Consider the following 16,630-nt stretch of genomic DNA (forward strand, 5'->3'; position numbering starts at 1 on the left):
CCCCCTGTCCCAGTCCACCATCCGAACAGGAGAGCCATGCTTCGCATCGCACGTCGCGGCATCGTGGTCGCCGCATGTCTCGCGTTGGTCGCGGCCAGCTCCGCGTGTTCCGACGAGGCACCCAGCAGCAGTGGCGGCGGGACCGCCGCGAGCGTGCCGGGGGTCACCGACACCGAAATCGTGCTCGGCACGCACATGCCGCTGACCGGGCCGGCCGCCGCCGGCTACTCGAAGATCTCGCCGGCCACCAAGGCGTACTTCGAGTACGTCAACGCCAACGGCGGCGTGCACGGTCGCAAGATCAAGTACCTGGTCGAGGACGACGGCTACAACCCGGCGAACACCCAGACCCTGGTGCGCAAGCTGGTGCTCGAGGACAAGGTCTTCGCGATCCTCAATGGACTCGGCACGCCGACCCACACCGGCGTGCTCGACTTCCTGAAGACCCAGGAGGTGCCGGACCTGTTCGTGGCCTCGGGCAGCCGAAGCTGGAACCAGCCCGAGAAGTACCCGACCACGTTCGGCTTCCAGCCGGACTACACGGTCGAAGGCAAGATCATCGCTGACTTCGTGAAGAAGACGTACCCGGGTCAGGTCGTCTGCCACATGGGTCAGGACGACGACTTCGGCCGCGACAGCCTGGCCGGCGTGGAGCAGGTCCTCGGCGCCGACGGCGTCAAGGAGAAGCAGAAGTACGTCACCAGCAACACCAACATCACGCCACAGATCCAGGCGTTCAAGGCGGCCGGCTGCCAGGTCGTCATCTCCGCGACCATCCCGGCGTTCACCGCGCTGTCGCTCGGCACCGCGGCCAAGCTCGGCGGCTTCAAGCCGCAGTGGGTGCCCTCCAGCGTCGGCGCCGACTACACGACGCTGTCCGGTCTGCTGGGCGAAGGCAAGGTGCTGCTCGAGGGCCTGGTCGCGCCCGGCTACCTGCCGGTCTCGACCGACGCCAGCAACCCGTGGGTGCAGCTCTACCAGAAGGTCAACAAGGAGTACAACGGAGACGCACCCTTCGACAACAACATCATGTTCGGCATGACGGTCGGCTACCTGACCGTGCAGGCGCTGCTGAAGGCCGGCAAGGACCTGACCCGCGAGGGCCTGATCTCAGCGGTCGAGTCGGGCGGCTTCAAGAACGCGGCCGTCGGCCCGTACCGCTACTCGGCGTCCGACCACTCCGGCATCGGCGGCATGCAGATGGGCCGGGTGACCGGCGGCGTGCAGGCGGCGTTCGGCCCGGTCGTGCAGACCGACGACGGCGCCGGCCCGGTCCAGGAGTACACCGAGGCACCCGCCACCCCGACGAGCAACGGCATCCCGGCCGTCTGACCGCTGCTGTCCCGAAAGGCCGCCCGGCTTACTCGGGCGGCCTTTCGCCGTTGGGAGCTGTGCGGTCACCGAAGTGGCGGCCATGGCCGCGATCCGCTGGCCCCCAGTCGTGGACCCGACCCTCGACACCGGCGTCCGCGCCCTCACTCCGGCGGTGCAGACCTGGCTGCCGTGCCGAGAAGCATGATGGCGGTCGGGACCGGGTCGAGGTCGGGCTGGACGGCGAGCCAACGGCGTAGCTCTCCGGCGAGGTCCGGGTCCGCGATGAGGTCGACGAACGGTGCGAGGCAGGTCAGCATGCGGTCGAAGTCGAACAGGCGGTGGTAGTCGCGGTAGTCATCGGTCTGCGTGAGTGCCTCAAAGATCGCCGGGTCTTGGCCGGGCTGATACAGGTCGTCCTCGGTCAGAGGCTTCGCTCGCAGGCTCGCCGCGCGGGCGATCGCGTGTTCTCTGGTCATCGCGAAGCCGTCGAGCGCGAGGCGGGCGATCGCATCAGGTCGGACGTTGACGGGCAACTCTTCCACCATCTGGCCAGCGTCGAAAGCGATCGACAAGAGCTGGGCAAGCCTTTGGACGGCGATCACGAGCGGAAAGGGCCGTTCCAGGGCCCAGTCGATGAGAGCGGCAGCGAGTGCCTGGTCTGCCTGCGGTCGCGTGCTGGCAAACCCCAGGTGCTGATGCCGCACATCCGAAACGGCCGAGTCGATCAGCGAGAACCACCAGTGTGCCGGGCTGACGTCAGCCGGCCGATTGTCGAGCAGCCATCCCTTGCGCAGCGCGGGATCGAGCAGGATGAGGTGGTAGTAGCTCTCTTCGAACGGCGTCACGTCGCATCGCCTGCGGGCTAGAGGGTGACGGCGATCGCGACCAGTGGCGGCCGGCGCAGGTGCAGGAGTCGCGCGAACCAGTTGCCGACCCGCGAGCTCACGTACTTGCGGGCGAGCTTCTCGCGCGCTGCCGCCGTCCCGGCCTCGTCCAGCAGCCGCGCGGTTCCCTTCGCCGAGGCCGCACCGGGAGCGATCCGCCCGCGTAGGTCGCAGACTGTTACCTCGGCCCGGCCGGTGTTGCGGACCCGCTTGACCTTCCACGCCTTGGCCTCGGAGACGACGTACAGCTCGTTTCCCTCGGTGACGTGCCAGACCGGTGTCGCGACGCCGGTGCCGTCCCTCTTGAAGGTCACCAGGCTGACGTGCTTGCTGCGACCGATCTCGTCGATGACGCTCATCCCGGAAGCGTAGCGACGCCGGCAACACGTTCCAGGAAGTACGTGCCATGGAGCTCCGTGGATCACCGAAATCACTGTGAAATTCAGCACCACCGATGCGCTCATCCATGTTCCGTCGACCCTCGTACTTCCCGGCGACCCGCCGAGAAGGAGAGCCAATGGCACCGCTCACCCGCACCCTGTTCAGCGTCGGCGCCGTGGCGGCCATGGCCGCCCTCGCCGCCTGTGCACCCACGTCCGACGGCGGTGCCGCGCAGGTGGCGGCCCAGCTGCAGATCGCCGCGACGCCGACGCCGACCGCCGCCCCGCCGGAGGAGCCGGCGCCCGACGCGCCTGAAGCGCCCGACGTCGCACTCACCACCGAGCTCAACGGCAAGAGCGTCCCGAAGATGGGCCAGGTCGTCACCGACCAGGACGGCTTCGTGCTGTACCGCTTCGACAACGACTCGGCGGATCCCTCCGCCACCACCTGCGAGGGCAACTGTGCGAGGGTCTGGCCGCCCGCGTACACCGACAGCACCCCCAAGCTCTCCGGTGTGGCCCTGGCGAAGGTCGGCACGGTCACCCGCAAGGACGGAACCCAGCAACTGACCATCGGCGGCTGGCCGCTCTACCGCTACATCGGCGACAAGGAGCCGGGCCAGTGGAAGGGCCAGAAGGTCGGCAACGTCTGGTTCGTCGTGAAGCCCGACGGCAAGAAGAACCTGAGCTGCCTGCCGAAGGGCACCCCGAAGGCGGTCGCCCCGCCGCCGCTTGAGGAAGACGCGGTCGAAAGCACCGAGCCGCCGGCCGAGGGCGACGACGGGTACGACACCGGCACCGGCGGCTACTGATCCGTTCGCTACGGGCGAACGATCATGACGGGCGCTGCCCGCCATCGAGGCGCTAGCGTCGGTGGTGGGTAGTGCGCCTGCCCGCGCCTCGTGTGGTCGCCCACGCCGACCACCGACCTGGCCAAGAGGCTTCGACTCAGCGCCCTCGTTCGCTGCGGCTCTGCCGCGTCCGGATTGGGGTGCGTGGGGCCTCGTGAGGGCGTGCGGCATGTTCGAACGGTTCACCGACCGGTCCCGCCGGGTGGTCATCCTGGCCCAGGAAGAGGCGCGGATCCTCAACCACGCGTCGATCGGCACCGAGCACCTGTTGCTCGGCATTCTCAAAGAGGGCGAGAACGTCGGAGCGCGGGCGCTGACCGCGCTCGGGCTCTCCCTCGTCACCGCCCGTCAGCAGGTCGAGGACGTGGTCGGCCTCGGCGGGCAGGCGGCCGGCGGCCACATCCCCTTCACGCCGCGGGCCCGGCGGGTGCTCGAGCTCGCCCTGCGCGAGGCGCTCCAGCTCGGGCACGCGCACATCGGGCCCGAGCACCTGCTGCTCGGGTTGGTCCGCGACGGCGGCGGGGTCGGCGCCCAGGTGCTCGAGCGGTTCGACGCCGACCCGGCCGCCGTCCGGCGGAGCGTCATCGAGGCCCTGACCGCCAAAGCCAATGCCAATGCCGACGACGGGGCCGCGCCGGCGAGCAGTGCCGTGCTCGACCAGTTCGGCACCAATCTCACGGACGCGGCGCTGCGCGGCACGCTCGACCCCCTCGTCGGGCGGGACACCGAGATCCAGCGGGTCATCCAGGTGCTGTGCCGGCGTACGAAGAACAACCCGGTCCTGCTCGGCGAGCCCGGCGTGGGCAAGACGGCCGCCGTCGAAGGGCTGGCCCAGCGCATCGCCGCCGGTGACGTGCCGCAGCGGTTGCGCGGCACGCAGGTCTACACGCTCGACCTCAGCGCCCTGGTCGCCGGCTCGCGCTACCGCGGCGACTTCGAGGAGCGGCTCCGCAAGGTGCTCCGGGAGGTACGCGGCCGCGACGACATCATCCTGTTCGTCGACGAGATCCACACGATCGTCGGCGCCGGTGCCGCCGAGGGTGCCCTCGACGCCGCGTCGATCCTCAAGCCGCTGCTGGCCCGGACCGAGCTGCGGCTGATCGGCGCCACGACCACCGACGAGTACCGCCGGATCCTGGTCCGCGACCCGGCTCTCGAAAGGCGCTTCCAGCCCGTCGCGGTCGCTGAGCCCACGGTCGCGCAGGCCATCGAGATCCTCACGGGGCTGCGGCGCCACTACGAGGCGCACCACGGCGTCGAGTACACCGACGCGGCCCTCGTCGCGGCCGTGACCCTGGCCGACAGGTACGTCGCCGACCGGTTCCTGCCGGACAAGGCGATCGACCTGATCGACGAGGCCGGCGTGCGCACCCACCTGCGCGGCGCGACGCAGGTGGGCGAGGACGACGTCGCCGAGGTGCTGGCCGACTGGGTAGGTGTGCCGGTGCGCCCGCGCAGCGACGCCGAAACCCGTCGCCTGGCCCGGATGGAGGACGAGCTGCACCTGCGGGTCGTCGGGCAGGACGAGGCGGTCGGTGCGGTCGCGCGCGCGGTGCGCCGTACCCGGGCAGGATTGAAGGATCCCCGCCGGCCCGCCGGGTCGTTCGTGTTCGCTGGCCCGACGGGTGTCGGCAAGACCGACCTGTGCCGGGCGCTCGCGGAGTTCCTGTTCGGCACGGAGGACGCGCTGATCCAGTTGGACATGTCGGAGTTCCACGACCGGCACACGGTGGCCCGGCTGGTCGGTGCCCCGCCCGGGTACGTCGGGCACGACGAGGGCGGCCAGCTCACCGAGCGGGTAAGGCGGCGTCCGTTCTCGGTCGTGCTGTTCGACGAGGTGGAGAAGGCCCACCCCGACGTCCTGCTCACCCTGCTCCAGATCCTCGAGGACGGCACGCTGACCGACGCGCAGGGGCGCAAGGTGGACTTCCGGAACACCGTCGTCATCCTGACCACGAACCTGGGCACGGCCCGGGGCGCGCCGGTCGGGTTCGTCGACTCCATCGTGGATGGTCACGACCAGGTGCGGGCCGCGGTACGCGAGGAGCTGCGCCGGCACTTCCCGCCGGAGCTGCTCAACCGGCTCGACGAGACGGTGGTGTTCCGGCACCTGGCGGAGGCCGAGTTGCTCGCGATCGCCGACCTCATGCTGGCGCGGGTCGCGCGGCGGTTGGCCGTCCAGGACATGACGCTGGTGGTCACCGACGACGCCAAGCGGCACCTGGTGCGCCAGGGGACCGATCCCGCCTACGGCGCGCGCCCGCTGCGCCGCGTCATCCAGAACGCCGTCGAGGACGCGTTGTCCGAGCGCATCCTGCTCGACGAGCTTCGCCGCGGGCAGACGGTCGTCGTCGACCTCGTGGGAACGGAGCTCGCCTATCGCGTCGAAGAGCAGCAGGCGCTGGCGGGTTAGGGCGTCTCCTGCCGGGGCAGCACGACGATGTCGCCGGGCCGCACCCGCCGCGGCCCGGCGGCGCCGTCGAACCAGACGTCGTAGCCGACGGGCGGACCGGTCGCGGCCCACCACAGGCCGGTCACCGAGCCGGCGGCGAGCCCGGCCCGGACCCGCGTGCCGGGCGCGTGCCCGTCGTCGGCCACGACGAGCAGGGCGTCGAGGACCTGCCGGGCGCCCGTCCAGGGTGCGCCGGCCTCGTCGCGGAAGGCGCGGAACACCGAGCGGAGCCGGGGGTACGCGCCGGCGGTCAGCGCGCCGTCGATGCGGTCCCACAGGATCGTCCAGTCGCCGTCGAGGAGCCGGCGGGCGGCCCGGTCGACGTCGGCACAGACCAGGTCGACCGCCGTCTCCTCGCCCGTCGCGGCCGCCCGGTCGCGCTCGCCGCAGGAGGGTGCGCCGCTTACGAGGTAGAGCATCGCGAGCAGCGCGGCGCGGCCGTCGCCGGCGTAGAGCGGGCCATGGGCGGCCCGAGTGGGTGGGAAGCGGTCCACCAGGTGCCCCGCGCGACCGCCGGGCAGCCCGGCTCCGCGTCGGGCGTCCGCCAGGCGCACGTCGGCCGGACGAGCGGCCCGGCTGCCGAGCGACCAGCGCCCGTCGCCCCGGACGGCCAGGGGATAGACGGTGCGGCCGAAGTCGCCGAGGGTCTCGCCGGCCGCCAGCCCGGCTGCGGCGACCTGGCGGGCGGCGACCGAGTAGGCCACCCCGGCATGCGCGGCGTGGGCGCGGACGAGGCGCTTGCGCGCCCGCCCGGACCGGGGCCGCTTACGGGAACGTTCGTCGGTCATGGCGGTCCCTCCTGCGGTTCCTCCCGAACGTAGCCCTGTGCGGCCACCGCGGTCAGGGGCGGGTCCAGCCGAAGTGGTCCAGGGGGCCGTGGCCGGCGCCCAGATGCCAGCGGGCGCCACCGGCGATCGCCTTGGTGACGTAGTCCTTGGCGGAGGCGAGGGCCGTGCGCAGGTCCTCGCCGTGTGCCAGGTAGGCGGCGGTGGCGGCCGCGAAGGAGCAGCCGGTGCCGTGCGTGTTCGGGGTGTCGACCCACGGCGCGCGCAGCTCGTAGGTCTCCTTGCCGTCCCAGACCACGTCCACCGCGGTCCCGGGCTCGTTGCCGGCGGGGTGCCCACCCTTGACCACGGCCGCGCCCGCACCGAGGTCGCCCAGGGCGCGGGCGGCGGCGTGCTGGTCGTCGCGGTCGCGGATCGACGAGCCGAGCAGCACCTCGGTCTCGCGCAGGTTGGGCGTGACCACGGCCGCGTGCGGGAACAGGCCGTGGCGGTAGGCGTTCTCGGCGGCCGGTTCCAGCAGCCGGTCGCCGCTGGAGGAGACCATCACCGGGTCGACCACCAGGTTGGGCAGGCGGCCCTGGGCGGCGAGGGCCGAGACGGCCTCGACCGTCGCCGCGGTGGCCAGCATGCCGGTTTTGACGGAGGCCACGGGCAGGTCGTCGAGGACCGCCGCGATCTGGGCGATCACGAAGCTGGCCGGTGCCGCGTGCACGCCACGTACGCCCAGGGTGTTCTGTGCGGTCAACGCGGTGATCGCGCTGGTGCCGAACACCCGCAGGGCCGCGAAGGTCTTGAGGTCGGCCTGGATGCCGGCGCCACCGCCGGAGTCGGAGCCGGCGATGGTCAACGCGACGGGCGGGTTCACGGTTGGTCCTCCACGGTGTTGTGCAGTGCGCTCAGGTATTCAGCGACGGAGTGGGGGTCGCGCATCACACCACCCATCACGGCGACGCCGTACGCACCGGCGGCGCGGCAGTCAGCGACGTGCTCGGGGCCGACACCGCCGAGGGCGTAGACCGCCGGTGTGGCCCGGGCCAGGGTCGCGAGTCCCGCCGGCCCCAGCGGTGGGCCGTAACCGGGCTTCGAGGCGCTCGGGTAGACCGGCGACACGGTCACGTAGTCGCAGCCTTCAGCGGCGGCCGCGGCCACCTCGGCGAGGTCGTGGCAGGACCGACCCACCAGCGCCGGCCGCGGCCGGCCCGGGAAAGCGTCCCGGGCCGCCAGGTGCACGGCGCCTCCGCCGGCTCGGCCCGCCACGATCAGCGTGCCCCGGACGGGCGCGAGGATGCCCGCCAGCTCCGCCGCCAACGCCGCGCGCGCGTTGCCCGGCAGGTCCTTCTCGCGCAGCACCACGGCCCGCGCGCCGGCTTCGACGGCGGCCTCGACGGCGCGTGGCAGCGGCCCGGCGCACTGGGTGCGGTCGGTCAGCACCAGCAGCCGAGGCAGGGTCACAGCGCCGCCAGGCCCGCGTCCTGCGTGGACGCCTGGGCGTGCCAGCGCCGCTCGATGCGTCCGGCGCCGAACGCCAGCCGGCCCGCGTCGACCGCGTGCCGCATCGCCAGCGCCATCTTCTCCGGGTCGCGGGCCCGGGTCACCGCGGAGGCGAGCAGCACGCCGTCGCAGCCGAGCTCCATCGCCAGGGCCGCGTCGGACGCCGTGCCGAGCCCGGCGTCGAGGATCACCGGCACGTCGACGGTCTCGCGGATCAGGGAGATGTTGTGCGGGTTGCGGATGCCCAGGCCGCTGCCGATCGGCGAGCCGAGCGGCATCACCGCGACGCAGCCGGCGTCGGCCAGCCGGCGCGCGGTGATCGGGTCGTCGTTGGTGTACGGCAGCACCTGGAAGCCGTCCGCGACGAGCTGTTCGGCCGCGTCGAGCAGCTCGATCGGGTCGGGCAGCAGGGTCCGCTCGTCGCCGATCACCTCGAGCTTGACCCAGTCGGTCTCGAACGCCTCGCGGGCCAGGCGGGCGGTGCGCACCGCCTCCCGGGCGGTGAAGCAGCCGGCGGTGTTCGGCAGCAGCCGCACGCCGCAGCGCTCCAGCACGTCGGCCAGCGCGCCACCGGTGGACGCCTCGACCCGGCGCAGCGCGACGGTCACCAGCGCGGTGCCGGACGCGGTGATGGCGCGGGCCAGCACGTCCAGACTGGGCACGCCGCCGGTGCCGAGGATCAGCCGGGACGGCAGCGTCTGTCCGGCCAGGACGAACGGGTCCTCGGTCATGGCCGTCACCCGCCCGCCACCGCGGCGAGGATCTCGACCTCGTCGCCCTCGGTCAGTGCCGTGGCCGCCCACGCGCTGCGGGGCACCACCTCACCGTTGCGGGCCACCGCGATGCGGCGCTGGTCGGTGCGGGCCGCGACCAGCTCGGCCACCGTGACCGGCGCCGCCACCTCGACGGCCTGGCCATTGACGGTCAGGGTCATCCAATCCTCCCGTCCGGAGCGAACGGAGCCGCGAACGACGGCAGCGCCCCCTCAGTCAACAGCTCGGCGATCGCGTCCGCGGTCGCCGGGGTGAGCAGTACGCCGTTGCGGTGGTGCCCGGTCGCCAGCACCAGGCCGGGCAGCGACGAGGGGCCGAGCAGCGGTGCGTTGTCGGGCGTGCCCGGTCGCCAGCGGGCCAGCGTCTCGACCAGTTCGAGCTCGGCGACGTCGGGCACGACCTCGATGGCGTCGCGAAGCAGGATGTGCACGGCGCCCGCGGTGACGGTCGGGTCGAAGCCCAGCTCCTCGCTGGTGGCGCCGACGACGAGACCGCCGTCCGTGCCGTGCGGCACGAGATAGACGTGCTGGCCGCGGACCAGCGCCCGGATCGTCCCGTCGAGCAGGGTGTCGCCGCGCAGCCGCAGGATCTGGCCCTTGACCGGGCGCACGGGCAGCGGGGGAGCGCCGGGCAGGCTGCCGCTCCACGCGCCGAGCGCGAGCACGACGGTGTCGGCGGTCAGCTCGGTGCCGTCGGCCAGGCGAAGCCCGATGGCCCGGCCGCCGTCGACCGTCAGCGCGGCGATCCGCGACCGGTCGATGTGGACACCCGCGTCGACGGCGGCGGCGAGCAGCGCGGCGTGCAGGGAGCGCGGTTCGACCGAGTGGTCGCTGGGTGCGTGCAGCGCACCGCGGACCCGCGGGCTCAGTGCCGGTTCGCGGCGCCGGGCCTGGCTGCCGGTCAGGCGCTCGACCGGCAGGCCGGACTCGAGGTAGTAGGCGTGCAGCCGGTCGAGCGCGGCCATGTCGTCGGCGTCGAAGCCGACCTCGAGCGTGCCTGCGGTACGCAGGTCGACGTCGCCGCCGAGGTCGGCGAGGAAGGCCGGATAGCGGGCCAGCGACTCCCGGCTCAAAGCGCGCAGCGCCTCCTCGCCGTACGCGGCCTCGGTCAACGGGGCCAACATGCCGGCGGCGGCCAGCGAGGCACCGCTGCCGGGCGCCTCGTCGACCACGGTGACGTCGAGCCCGCGTTGGGCGGCCCGCCAGGCGACCGCGAGCCCGATCAGCCCGCCGCCGGCGACCAGCACCGTCATTGCTCGTCTCCCAGCGCGGCGATCAACGCCCGGGCCGCGGCGGCCGGGTCGGGAGCGGCCGAGACGGCGGACACCACCGCGACGCCGTGTGCGCCCGCCGCCTTTAGCACCGGCACCCGCGACGCCGTCACGCCGCCGATCGCGATGACGGGCACCCGCACGGCGGCCGCGACGGCCGCGACACCGGCCGGACCGATCGGGTCGGGCAGACCGTCCTTCGTGGACGTGGCGAACGCGGGACCGACGCCGAGGTAGTCGGCGCCGGCGGCCACCAGCGCGGCGGCCCGTTCCGGGTCACGGGCGGTGCCGCCGATCAGGTGGGCCGGTCCGGCGATCCGGCGGACCACCTCGACCGGCAGGTCGTCGGCGCCGACGTGGGTGCCGTCGGCCCGGGCGGCGAGCGCCAGGTCGACCCGGTCGTTGACGATGCACTGCGCGCCGGCGGCCCGGCACAGCAGCACCACCTCGCGGGCGAACGCCAGCCGGTCGCGGTCGCTGCCGACCTTGGTGCGGACCTGGATGACCGGGGTGCCGCCGGCCAACGCGGCGCGGACCGCGTCCAACGCCGCCGTGCCGCCGGCCGCGTCGGTGACCACGTGCAGCCGGCCGATCACGACGCCACCCGCCGGCGCCGGTTCGGCAGCATGAACAGCGCGGTGAGCCCGGCCGCGACGGCGAGGCTGACCAGGGAGGCCGACCAGCCGTTGGCCGGATCGATGCCGAGGTCGTGCTGTCTGGACGTCCACCAGGTCGTCCAGCCCTGACCGAGGTCGGGGAAGAAGGTCGGCAGGGTGAGCTGGTAGGCGACGAAGCCGGCGGCCCAGGGGAGCAGCAGCCAGGGTCGGGCCGGTGCGGTCGCCGAGGTGTCCCAGCGGCCGCGCGGCAGCACGAAGTAGGCGATCGCGAAGACGCCGACCAGGGGCACGAAGACCGCGCCGATCAGGAACAGGAACGGCTCGTACGTGACGATGTCGACGGCCAGCGCCAGCAGCGTGGCGACGGTGCCGACCAGGATCGCGAGCACCCGCCGGTCGATCCGCTCCACGATGTTGCGGGCCGAGACGGCGGTCGAGTAGACGTTGGCGAAGGCCTCGTCGACCTCGACCACCACGAGCACGGCCAGCGCGACGGCGCCGAGCGGCACGGCCAGCAGGGCATCCACGACGTCCAGGCCGCCGGCACCGTACGCGGCCAGGGCGAGCACCCCGAGCGTGAAACACGCGATGGTGGCGGCGCCGTAGCCCACGCTGGCTCCGGCGAACGCGGCCCGGCCGCTGCGGGTGTGCCGGGTGTAGTCGGCGACCAGCGGGAACCAGGAGACCGGCATCGCGATGACCACGTCGACGGCGGTCCAGAACGAGCCGCCGTCGCCGGTCAGTGGCTGCGGGTCGGCCCGCAGCACCTCGACGAACAGGTAGACGCCGGCGATCAGGGCGGCCCAGACGGCGTACCGGGCGAGCACCCGGACGGCCCCGAGCGGACGCAGCGCCATCAGGGTGGCGGCGACGCCGGCGACCAGCACGAACGGCCACTTGGGCGCGTCCAGCACCTTGGCCGCGGCGGTCGCGATGATGAAGATCTCGAAGGTCGCCCAGCCGACGCACTGGACGAGGTTGAAGACGGTCGGCAGGTACGACAGCCGCCGGCCGAGCAGCCCGCGCAGCAGCACCATGCCGGGCGCGCCCTCCCGGGCACCGGCGGCGGCGCCGAGGCCGAGCAGCACGGAGCCGATGACGGCGCCGACCACGATGGCGAGGATGGTGACGCCGAGCGGCCGACCGGGCAGCACGGCGAAGGTGGCGGCGACCGGCAGCAGCAGGCTGACGCCGAGACTGCCGAACAGCCCGGCGGTGTCGCGAAAGCCGAGGGTACGAGCGGGCTCGGTCGCGCTTTCGGCGACGGCCGTGGACGTGGTCGACACGTGAGAAGCTCCCTACGCCGGCATTACCCGGGCCAGGTTCCGACGGTCGGCGGCGCGTAAGCCGCCCTCTCAGCCCGGTGCCTCCGAGCTCCCGTTGTGACTCTGGGCAGGCTACGACATACCCGCCGCGAACGCCATCGTTACCGATATCACCGTGTGCGTGTCACCCGAGGGCGCGGTCGACGTTGAAGGCTGCGCTGATCAGGGCCAGGTGGGTGAAGGCCTGTGGGAAGTTGCCGAGGTGTTCGCCTGTCGGGCCGAGTTGCTCGGCGTACAGGCCGACGTGGTTGGCGTAGGTGATCATCTTTTCGAAGGCCAGGCGGGCCTCGTCGACCCGGCCCGCGCGGGAGAGCGCCTCGACGTACCAGAAGGTGCAGATGGACATCGTGCCCTCTTCGCCCTCCAGGCCGTCCGGGGCCAGGTGCGGGTCGTAGCGGTAGACCAGCGAGTCGGAGACCAGCGTGTCGCCGAGCAGGTCGAGGGTGCTCAGCCAGCGCGGGTCCGACGGCGCGATGAACTTCGACAGCGGCATCATCAGCACCGAGGCGTCCAGGACATGGCCGTCGCGGTGCTGGACGAAGGCCTTCAGCTCCGGGTCCCAGAACCGGTCCATGATCTGGTAGTAGATGGCGTCCCGGGCCTTGCCCCAGCGGACCAGGTCCGCCGGCAGCCCGCGTTGGTGCGCGACGCGGATCGCTCGTTCGAGCGCTACCCAGCACATCAGCCGCGAGTAGAGGAAGTTGCGCCGCCCGCCGCGGATCTCCCAGACACCCTCGTCGGGCTGGTCCCAGTTCTGGCACACCCACTCGACGAAGGTGGTGACGCCGTCCCACACCCCGCTGGAGATCGGTTGGCCCCATTTGTTGTAGAGGTAGATCGAGTCGATCAGGGCGCCGTAGATGTCGAGTTGGAGCTGGTTGACCGCGTCGTTGCCGACCCGGACCGGCGCGGATCCCTCGTAGCCCTCCAGGTGGTCGAGGCGCCGTTCCGAGAGCGACTCGCTGCCGTCGACCCGGTACATGATCTGCAGCGGGCCCTCCGGGTCCGGGCCACTGGCCCGCACCCGGGCGGCGAGGAAGCTCATGAACGAGTCGGCCTCCTCGGTGAAGCCGAGCCGCAGCAGCGCGTACACGCAGAACGCCGCGTCCCGGACCCACACGTAGCGGTAGTCCCAGTTGCGCTCGCCGCCGAGCCGTTCGGGCAGGCTCGTCGTGGGCGCGGCCACGATGGCACCGGTCGGGGCGTAGGTCATCAGCTTGAGGGTGAGCGCGGAGCGGTGCACGGCCTCCCGCCAGCGACCCCGGTAGCGGGACGCCGACAGCCAGCGCCGCCAGTACGCGACGGTCTCGGTGAACGCCTCCTCCGCCTCCTCGGCGGTGCCGTACGCCGGTTTGCCGTCATCGGCCCGGTCGAGGCAGAACACCACCGACTCGCCCTGCTTGAGCCGGAAGGAGCTGACCACGTCGCCGTCGACCAGTTCGAACGGCGCGGTCGAGTTCAGCGCCAGGCTCATCGACGCCGACTCGAAGACCGCCCGGCCCTCGTCCATGCGCACGGTGTGCGGCTGGAGGCCGTAGTCGAACCGGGGTGCCACGTGCGCCCGGAACGGCAGCTCGCCGCGTACGCAGTTCACCCGCCTGATGACCCGGAAGCCGTGGCTCTCCATCTTGTCGGCCGGCACCGGCATGAAGTCCTGGATCTCCGCGATGCCGTCGTCGGACAGGAAGCGGGTGATCAGCACGTTGGTGTCGGGGAAGTAGAACTGCCGCGTGGTGGCTGGGATGTCGGCCCGCAACTGGAAGAAGCCGCCCTTGTCGCGGTCGAGGATCGAGGCGAAGATGCTGGGCGAGTCGAAACGGGGCACGCAGCACCAGTCGATGGTCCCGTCAGTGCCGACGAGGGCCACGGTTCTCAAGTTACCGATGAGGCCATGCTCGCCGATGGGTAGATAGCGTTCTTCGTCCACCTTTGCCGACGTTACGCCTAGGAGCGGCCGGTCCGCAGCCGGTCGCGCACCCACGTGCCGGCAGGCTTGAGCCGGGAGGTGTCCGCGTACGCGCCGGCCTTGCAGGTGCCCTTCTTGAACACCGCGCCGGAGCGCTTGTCGTCACTCCAGTTCCAGTTGGCCCACCCGATCCCCTTGGCCGCCATGAGGTCCAGATAGGACTGCGCCCGGGTGAAGTTGTCGCCGCCGTCGCCGGTGTATTTCTGGGTGCCGAACTCGGTGACGAACATCGGCAGCTTGTCGGCGGCGCGGGACAGCGCGTTCAGGTAGTTGTGGCCGTGCGAGGCCGCGTAGAAGTGGAAGGTGTACATCACGTTGGTCGCCCGGACCGGGTTCGCGATCACCTCGCGCTCGTCGGCGTCCTCCGAGATGCCCAGCGACGACCAGCCTCGGGTGCCGACCAGCACCACCGCGTCGGGGTCCTGCGCGCGGATGACCGGGATGACCTGCTCGGCGTACGACCGGATCCGGCTCCACGAGACCCCGCTGGGCTCGTTGGCGATCTCGTAGAGGATGTTGTCGGCACCGCGGTGGCGGTTGGCGATCTCGCCGAAGAACGTGCGGGCGCGGTCGAGGTTGGCCATCGGGTCGCCGGGGTCGAGGATGTGCCAGTCGACGATCACGTACAGCCCGCGCGCCGTGGCCAGGTCGATGTAGTCGTCGACGAGCTCGGTGAACTTGCGCGGGTCGCTGGCGTAGCCGTCCTCCTGCACGTACATCGAGATCCGCAGCAGGTCGGCGCGCCAGTCGCGGGCCAGCACGTCGAGCGACGGCCCGTTGACGCAGTTGGCGTACCACTGGATGCCGTGTGTGGACATCCCGCGGAGCTGGACCGGCTTCCCGAGCCGGTCGCACAGCTTGGTGCCGCAGACCCGCAACGCGCCGTGGGTGCCGACCGGGGTCGGGGCGGGTGCCGCCATCACCGGTCCTATACCGACAGTGAGCGACGTGACGACGGCGAGTAACCAGATCCGCATGATGTGAAGAGATCACGCGCTTGCCGGAGTGATCGGGCACACCCTGGCGCTGTCACCCATCCGGGTGGAAGCTGGGACAACGTGCCCGCCACCCCCTCTGTAGCCACCGCCGGCGTCGGCTTCCGGTCCGAGCGAGGCCCGGTGCTCGCCGCGGTGATGCTCTCGACCGCGCTCGTCGCCATCGACTCGACCATTATCGCCACCGCCGTGCCGTCGGTGGTCGACGACATCGGCGGGTTCAGCCAGTTCCCCTGGTTGTTCTCGGTCTACCTGCTGGCCCAGGCGGTCACGGTGCCGCTCTACGGCAAGCTCTCCGACCTGTTCGGGCGCAAGCCGGTGATCCTGTTCGGCATCGCCACGTTCTTCGTCGGCTCGGTGCTCTGCGGCCTGGCCACCAGCATGACCATGCTGATCATTTTCCGGGCGATCCAGGGCCTGGGTGCCGGTGGCATCGCCCCGGTGACCGTGACCATCGTCGGCGACCTCTACACGGTCGAGGAACGGGCCAAGGTCCAGGGGTACGTGGCCAGCGTCTGGGGCATCTCCTCGGTGGTTGGCCCGACGCTGGGCGGCGTGTTCAGCGAGTACGTGTCCTGGCGCTGGATCTTCTTCGTCAACATCCCGCTGTGCCTGCTGGCCGCCGGGATGATCTGGCGCAGCTACCACGAGCGCCGCACGCCCGCCCGGCCGGTGATCGACTACCGGGGCGCGGTGTTGTTGACGGCGGGCCTCACCCTGGTGATCCTCGGCGTGCTGGAGGGCGGGCAGGCCTGGGCGTGGGCCTCGCCGGCCAGCGCCGGCACCCTCGGCATCGGTGCGCTGCTGCTCGCCGTGTTCCTGCTGGTCGAGCGCCGGACCAGCGAGCCGGTGCTGCCGCTGTGGGTGTTCCGCCGCCGGTTGTTGGTGGCCAGCGGGGTGGTCTCCGCCGGTGCCGGCGCGATCCTGCTCGGCCTGAGCTCCTACGTGCCGACGTACGCGCAGGAGGTGATCGGCGTCGGCCCGCTGGTCGCCGGCCTCGCCCTGGCCGCGTTGACCCTCGGCTGGCCGATCGCGGCGTCCCAGTCCGGGCGGCTCTACCTGCGGTACGGCTTCCGCACCTGCGCCTTGACCGGCGTCGGCATCATCGTGGTCGGCTCTGCCGGGCTGCTCCTGCTCGGCGGCGACAGCAGCGTGTGGCAGGTCGGCCTGACCTGCATGGTGATCGGGCTCGGCATGGGCCTGACCGTCAGCCCGACGCTGATCGCGTCGCAGTCCAGCGTCGGCTGGAAGGACCGCGGCGTGGTCACGGCCAACAACCTGTTCCTGCGTTCGGTCGGCAGCTCGCTGGGCACCGCGGTGTTCGGTGCGGTGGCCAACGCGAAGCTGCGCGGGTCGCACGGCGATGCGGCTAGGCTGACCGGCGCCGTGCACCAGGTCTTCATCGGCGTGCTCGTGGTGGCCGTCGTCGTGGCCGCCGCCGCGGTCCTGCTTCCACGCGGCGACGTGCCCGCACCGGCCGAATAACGAGCAGTGCCAGCCGAATAACCAACCGCGCCGGCCGAATAA

At 72.0% G+C, this 16,630-nt stretch carries 15 protein-coding genes, 1 pseudogene and 1 riboswitch; of the genes and pseudogenes, 4 read left to right on the top strand and 12 right to left on the bottom strand.

Annotation, left to right across the window (positions count from 1 at the left end; translation table 11 throughout):
• Positions 1-36: 36 nt before the first annotated feature.
• A complete protein-coding gene (locus BLV39_RS36330; protein ID WP_090802453.1) occupies positions 37-1,332 on the top strand; it encodes an ABC transporter substrate-binding protein in 1,296 nt (431 codons plus the stop codon).
• Positions 1,333-1,475: 143 nt separating this feature from the next.
• Here BLV39_RS36330 and BLV39_RS36335 read toward each other — a convergent pair whose 3' ends face one another.
• Both BLV39_RS36335 and BLV39_RS36340 read right to left on the bottom strand, forming a co-directional pair.
• Positions 1,476-2,159: a hypothetical protein gene (locus BLV39_RS36335; protein ID WP_090802455.1), complete on the bottom strand. Its 684-nt coding sequence runs from the start codon at positions 2,157-2,159 to the stop codon at positions 1,476-1,478.
• Between the two features lie 17 nt (positions 2,160-2,176).
• Entirely contained in the window at positions 2,177-2,557 is a 381-nt protein-coding gene (locus tag BLV39_RS36340; protein ID WP_090802457.1) for a PPOX class F420-dependent oxidoreductase, read from the bottom strand.
• A gap of 158 nt (positions 2,558-2,715) precedes the next feature.
• On the opposite strand from BLV39_RS36340, the gene BLV39_RS36345 reads away from it, so the two are divergent.
• Both BLV39_RS36345 and BLV39_RS36350 read left to right on the top strand, forming a co-directional pair.
• Positions 2,716-3,390 (top strand): COG4315 family predicted lipoprotein, encoded by a 675-nt coding sequence (locus tag BLV39_RS36345; protein ID WP_090802460.1) that lies wholly within the window; start codon positions 2,716-2,718, stop codon positions 3,388-3,390.
• A 208-nt stretch (positions 3,391-3,598) separates the two neighbouring features.
• Entirely contained in the window at positions 3,599-5,842 is a 2,244-nt protein-coding gene (locus BLV39_RS36350; RefSeq protein WP_090802462.1) for an ATP-dependent Clp protease ATP-binding subunit, read from the top strand.
• On the opposite strand, the gene BLV39_RS36355 is transcribed toward BLV39_RS36350, so the two are convergent.
• The 10 genes and pseudogenes from BLV39_RS36355 to BLV39_RS36400 all read right to left on the bottom strand — a co-directional run.
• Positions 5,839-6,669: a hypothetical protein gene (locus BLV39_RS36355; protein ID WP_090802465.1), complete on the bottom strand. Its 831-nt coding sequence runs from the start codon at positions 6,667-6,669 to the stop codon at positions 5,839-5,841. The genes BLV39_RS36350 and BLV39_RS36355 overlap by 4 nt on opposite strands.
• Before the next feature lie 52 nt (positions 6,670-6,721).
• The gene (gene thiD, locus BLV39_RS36360) at positions 6,722-7,531 is read right to left on the bottom strand and encodes a bifunctional hydroxymethylpyrimidine kinase/phosphomethylpyrimidine kinase (RefSeq protein ID WP_090802468.1); all 810 of its coding nucleotides are present in this window, start codon (positions 7,529-7,531) and stop codon (positions 6,722-6,724) included.
• On the bottom strand, positions 7,528-8,118 hold the full coding sequence (locus tag BLV39_RS36365) for a thiamine phosphate synthase (RefSeq protein ID WP_090802470.1): 591 nt from the start codon (positions 8,116-8,118) through the stop codon (positions 7,528-7,530). The genes thiD and BLV39_RS36365 overlap by 4 nt, the downstream gene beginning before the upstream one ends.
• Positions 8,115-8,888, bottom strand: a complete 774-nt coding sequence (locus BLV39_RS36370; RefSeq protein ID WP_090802474.1) for a thiazole synthase — start codon at positions 8,886-8,888, stop codon at positions 8,115-8,117. The genes BLV39_RS36365 and BLV39_RS36370 overlap by 4 nt, the downstream gene beginning before the upstream one ends.
• Positions 8,889-8,893: 5 nt before the next feature.
• Entirely contained in the window at positions 8,894-9,091 is a 198-nt protein-coding gene (thiS, locus tag BLV39_RS36375; protein WP_090802476.1) for a sulfur carrier protein ThiS, read from the bottom strand.
• Positions 9,088-10,182 carry a glycine oxidase ThiO gene (gene thiO, locus BLV39_RS36380; protein ID WP_090802479.1) on the bottom strand — a complete coding sequence of 365 codons (1,095 nt, stop codon included), beginning with the start codon at positions 10,180-10,182 and terminating at the stop codon, positions 9,088-9,090. The genes thiS and thiO overlap by 4 nt, the downstream gene beginning before the upstream one ends.
• Positions 10,179-10,796: a thiamine phosphate synthase gene (thiE, locus tag BLV39_RS36385; protein ID WP_239083511.1), complete on the bottom strand. Its 618-nt coding sequence runs from the start codon at positions 10,794-10,796 to the stop codon at positions 10,179-10,181. Before thiE ends, thiO begins: the two co-directional genes overlap by 4 nt.
• Positions 10,793-12,103: a purine-cytosine permease family protein gene (locus BLV39_RS36390; protein WP_090802481.1), complete on the bottom strand. Its 1,311-nt coding sequence runs from the start codon at positions 12,101-12,103 to the stop codon at positions 10,793-10,795. Before BLV39_RS36390 ends, thiE begins: the two co-directional genes overlap by 4 nt.
• Positions 12,096-12,208: riboswitch (TPP riboswitch) on the bottom strand. Its footprint overlaps the gene before it by 8 nt.
• A 58-nt stretch (positions 12,209-12,266) precedes the next feature.
• Complete coding sequence (locus BLV39_RS36395; RefSeq protein WP_090802484.1) at positions 12,267-14,069, bottom strand: glycoside hydrolase family 15 protein; 1,803 nt, start codon at positions 14,067-14,069, stop codon at positions 12,267-12,269.
• 17 nt (positions 14,070-14,086) lie between these two features.
• Positions 14,087-15,034 (bottom strand): annotated as a pseudogene (locus BLV39_RS36400) (glycoside hydrolase family 5 protein); the annotation flags it as partial.
• A 132-nt stretch (positions 15,035-15,166) separates the two neighbouring features.
• Here BLV39_RS36400 and BLV39_RS36405 point away from each other — a divergent pair.
• Entirely contained in the window at positions 15,167-16,588 is a 1,422-nt protein-coding gene (locus BLV39_RS36405) for an MFS transporter (protein WP_239083509.1), read from the top strand.
• The last annotated feature ends 42 nt before the right edge of the window (positions 16,589-16,630 follow it).

Origin of the sequence: Asanoa ishikariensis, from assembly GCF_900107455.1 — a bacterium.
Classification (GTDB): domain Bacteria; phylum Actinomycetota; class Actinomycetes; order Mycobacteriales; family Micromonosporaceae; genus Asanoa; species Asanoa ishikariensis.

Bases quoted from the DNA above. Each gene is read 5' to 3' on its own strand.
- BLV39_RS36350 (WP_090802462.1), top strand. From the start codon at position 3,599: ATGTTCGAACGGTTCACCGACCGGTCCCGCCGGGTGGTCATCCTGGCC.
- thiO (WP_090802479.1), bottom strand. From the start codon at position 10,182: ATGACGGTGCTGGTCGCCGGCGGCGGGCTGATCGGGCTCGCGGTCGCC.
- BLV39_RS36345 (WP_090802460.1), top strand. From the start codon at position 2,716: ATGGCACCGCTCACCCGCACCCTGTTCAGCGTCGGCGCCGTGGCGGCC.
- thiS (WP_090802476.1), bottom strand. From the start codon at position 9,091: ATGACCCTGACCGTCAATGGCCAGGCCGTCGAGGTGGCGGCGCCGGTC.
- BLV39_RS36330 (WP_090802453.1), top strand. From the start codon at position 37: ATGCTTCGCATCGCACGTCGCGGCATCGTGGTCGCCGCATGTCTCGCG.
- BLV39_RS36355 (WP_090802465.1), bottom strand. From the start codon at position 6,669: ATGACCGACGAACGTTCCCGTAAGCGGCCCCGGTCCGGGCGGGCGCGC.
- BLV39_RS36340 (WP_090802457.1), bottom strand. From the start codon at position 2,557: ATGAGCGTCATCGACGAGATCGGTCGCAGCAAGCACGTCAGCCTGGTG.
- BLV39_RS36370 (WP_090802474.1), bottom strand. From the start codon at position 8,888: ATGACCGAGGACCCGTTCGTCCTGGCCGGACAGACGCTGCCGTCCCGG.